Below are 2,808 nucleotides of genomic sequence, written 5' to 3'. Positions count from 1 at the left end.
GCCACGGACCCCCTACGCAGCGAAAAACCAGCAGGATAACCGGAGTGCGAAGGGCCTTCGGCCCGCCCGGTCAGCCCGGCCGGCCGAGCGGGCCGCCGACGTCGCGCGACGGGAACTTCAACGCACACTCGCCGTAGTTGGGAAGGACTAGTGTTTACCCACCCCGTCCAAGTGGACTAGTCTCACGCCGACGTCACGACAACACCGGGGCCGAACGCCGAGTCCTGCCCCCGGCCCCGGTGTCCCCTCCGAGTCGTCATCAGGGGCAGGAGCGGGGGACCCACCTCCACCGGCCGGCACCGATCCGCGGTATCGACCTAGGGGTGAAGCTCGACGCGTGAAGGTCACGCGAGAGCCGGGCAGCCCAGCCCGAACCCGACAGCTCACTTCGCAGGCGTACGGGAAGGAATACACCGTTGTCCGCGCAAAGCGTGCAGCTCGACGAAGAAACGCGAGGCGCCGGTCGCGGCCGTCATCGCGCACCCTCCGCGCCCCCGGCCGCCCGCAGCCGGGCCCGGGCCCGCGCCTTCGCCGCCCTGACCACCGGGACCGTCGCGGTCTCCGGAGTGGCTCTCGCCGGCTGCGCCACCGACATCAACGCCGACGCAGCGAAGGACGAGCAGCCGAACACCGCTCCGATCACCCTCGCCGCGCAGATCGGCTCCCATGCCGCCCTGGGCGGCAGCATCGCGGCGGCGGCGGTCAGCACCCACGGCTCCACCTCCCTGCTCGGCACGGCGGGCGGTGTCAACGCCCCGCCCTTAACCGGCAAGGTTCAGGTCGGTCTCCGGGTGACCAACCCCGAGGTGACCGTCAACGCGGACCAGCCGATCGACATCGGCTTTTCGCTCTACAACGAGCAGACCCACGAACCACTGGCGAACCAGCTGGTCAAGGTGCAAGTGAAGCTCCCCACCGGGTGGGCCACCTTCAAGCACCTTTACACTAATGCCCAAGGCTACACTTCCTACACGGCCCGGGTGCTCACCACCACGAACGTCACCGCGGTCTTCGACGGCACAGACGCCCTGCAGTCCGCCCGCTCGGCGAACGACGCCACCCTGCGCGTACGGCCGGCACCCATCCCCCAGCCCGTCCGCAACGCCGCCTGGTCGGATCTCCTTGCGACAGGGGACGCCGCGGGCCAGACGTCGGTTCCGGTCCCGTCGAGCTCCCTCGGGGAGAAGGCCGTCTACCTGGCCTCCCTGCAGGCCGGCAAGCCCTACGTCTACGGTGCGGAGGGCCCGAGCTCGTTCGACTGCTCCGGCCTCATCCAGTACATCTTCAAGCAACTCGGCAGGAGCGTGCCGCGGACGACCGATGCCCAGTTCGCCGCCGCCATCTGGGTGTCGCAATACAACAAGCAGCCCGGCGACCTGATCTTCTTCGGGACACCCGGGAACATCTACCACGCCGGCATCTACGCGGGTGACGGCATGATGTGGGTGGCGCCGCGCACCGGCGACGTCGTGTCGCTCAAGAAGATCTATACCACCTCCTACTACGTCGGTCGGATCCTCTAGCAGCCGGTCGGAGCCGGCGCACCGCCCTCATGCCGACGCAACGGCTCATCCGGCTCCGGTGGATCGCCTTCGCGGCTGGCGGACCGCACGAGCCCTGCCGTTCCACCAGCGGCCGGCTACCGGGCCTCCCCTCCGGGCACCGACCCGAAGCCGTGAAAGCCGGGCCCGGGACTCCCACCCACCGGCGAAGCCGCGGACAGACCAGCAAGCGGGCCCTGTCACCGCCCGACAACCCGCCTACATGGTTCCTTTCCAGCTATCCGGACGGGCCCTCCTTCCGGTGGGACGGACGTCAGATCTCCCCCCCATCTGACGTCCGTCCGGCCGGAAGGCCCCCGATTCCGCCGGCCTTCCCTCGGATCCCCCCCCATCCGCACGGGAAGGCCGGCGGGCCTCGGACCCCCAGCCGACCAGGTTCGCCGATGCCGCTACCCCCCTCCCGGCGGCATCGGCGGACTTCAGCCTTCAGTCTCTGCCCGGTGCGGGAAACAGCCCGGCCCGCTCGCGGGCGCCGCGGTCAGGCTCCCAGCCGGTGACCGGACGAGAACTTCCACAGGGCCTCGCTGACCTTCCGGTCCCAGGAGGCCTCCGGGGCCCGGCCCTCCGGGACACGGTCCTGGCAGTTCGGCCCGGGCTCCGGGTCGAACTGCCCGACGACGCCGACCGCGGCGAATTCCGGCTTACCCGGGGCGCAGGCAGCGGCCAGGGCCAGCCGGGCACCCTCGCCGATCCCCCACACGTAGACCCGGTCCGGATCCACCTTGGTCCGTTCCGTGGAGACGAAGCGGACCACGTCGCGCAGATAGCGCACGTCCGCCCCCTCGGGTCCGTCGATCCGCCACGTGCCGCCCACGGCTTCCGGGAAGGCCACCGCGAAGTCGCGGGAGTTCGCGAGCTTGCCGGCGTCACTCTGCCGGTCGAGTGACTTCGCGTCCGCGTTGTCATCGTGCAGGATCAACACCAGCGGAAGCGGGTTGGCGGGATCGGACGGGGCCTGGACGAGCAGCTCACGGCCCGCCGACGCGTAGTCGCCGGGCAGGCTGACCCGCTGGGTCCTCGGGCGGTCACGGGTCCCGAGGTAGCCCCAGGCAACCACGATCACGACACCGACGATGAGCACGGTTCTCTTGTTTTTGCCCCACCATCCGGCGAGGGGATTCGACACCACGATCCAACCGAACCACACCGCCGGCCGGGAAACGCCGCAAAGGGATCTTCATTAAATAAGTTGATCATTTGATCTGTGTTTGGGGTTCCCCTGTGATTGCCTCGGTACGGTTATGTC

The 2,808-nt window shown here is 69.4% G+C and carries 2 protein-coding genes and 1 riboswitch; of the genes, one reads left to right on the top strand and one right to left on the bottom strand.

Annotated features, from left to right (window positions below; all coding sequences use genetic code 11):
- Nucleotides 1-236: 236 nt before the first annotated feature.
- Nucleotides 237-411, top strand: a riboswitch (cyclic di-AMP (ydaO/yuaA leader).
- A gap of 5 nt (nucleotides 412-416) precedes the next feature.
- Nucleotides 417-1,523, top strand: a complete 1,107-nt coding sequence (locus AC08OJ_RS19545) for a C40 family peptidase (RefSeq protein WP_476594053.1) — start codon at nucleotides 417-419, stop codon at nucleotides 1,521-1,523.
- 517 nt (nucleotides 1,524-2,040) lie between these two features.
- On the opposite strand, the gene AC08OJ_RS19540 is transcribed toward AC08OJ_RS19545, so the two are convergent.
- On the bottom strand, nucleotides 2,041-2,709 hold the full coding sequence (locus tag AC08OJ_RS19540; protein WP_476596502.1) for a plasmid partitioning protein: 669 nt from the start codon (nucleotides 2,707-2,709) through the stop codon (nucleotides 2,041-2,043).
- Nucleotides 2,710-2,808 lie beyond the last annotated feature (99 nt).

The sequence above is a fragment of the Frankia sp. CgKIO3 genome, from assembly GCF_977946435.1.
The sequence above is the reverse complement of the archived record's forward strand: the minus strand, read 5'-3'. Positions and strand labels throughout refer to the sequence as shown.